Here is a 508-nt window from a genome sequence, read left to right as displayed (position 1 = left end):
CCACAGGGTCCTGGTGGAAGCCGGCAAGCCCGAGCTCGCCCGTCCGCCGCTGTATTCCGTAATGCTGCCCAACGACGACTACACCCCGATGGAATTCGTCGTGATGATTCTTCAACAATACTTCAGCAAAGACCGGGAAACAGCCACACAAATCATGCTGACGGTGCATCGGGAAGGTAAGGGCGTGTGCGGTCTCTACACCCGGGATATCGCCGCGACGAAAGTGGAATTGGTGTCAACCCATGCACGGCAAGCGGGCCATCCGCTGCAGTGTGTGATGGAGGAAGCATGATTGCGCAAGAACTGGAAGTCAGCCTGCATATGGCGTTTGTTGAAGCCCGTCAGGCTCGCCACGAATTCATTACGGTGGAGCATCTGCTGCTTGCGCTGCTGGACAACCCGACGGCCGCCGAGGTGCTTCGCGCCTGGGCTGCCAACATCGAAGACCTCCGCACGCACCTGAAGAACTTCATCGCCGACAACACCCCGGTGGTACCCGGCACGGACG

Annotated in this window: 2 protein-coding genes; both read left to right on the top strand. The window is 59.4% G+C overall.

Going from position 1 to position 508, the window contains the following annotated elements; all coding sequences use genetic code 11:
- A partial coding sequence (clpS, locus tag E2H86_RS25860) for an ATP-dependent Clp protease adapter ClpS (RefSeq protein ID WP_133332302.1) occupies nt 1-292 on the top strand: 292 nt, incomplete at its 5' end.
- Nucleotides 289-508: Clp protease N-terminal domain-containing protein (locus E2H86_RS25855; RefSeq protein ID WP_133332301.1), on the top strand; the 220-nt coding region annotated here is incomplete at its 3' end. The genes clpS and E2H86_RS25855, both read left to right, overlap by 4 nt.

It is taken from the genome of Pseudomonas putida (assembly GCF_004357765.1).
Taxonomy (GTDB): domain Bacteria; phylum Pseudomonadota; class Gammaproteobacteria; order Pseudomonadales; family Pseudomonadaceae; genus Aquipseudomonas; species Aquipseudomonas putida_U.
Note: the sequence above shows the minus strand (reverse complement) of the source record. Positions and strands in the feature narration are given on the sequence as shown.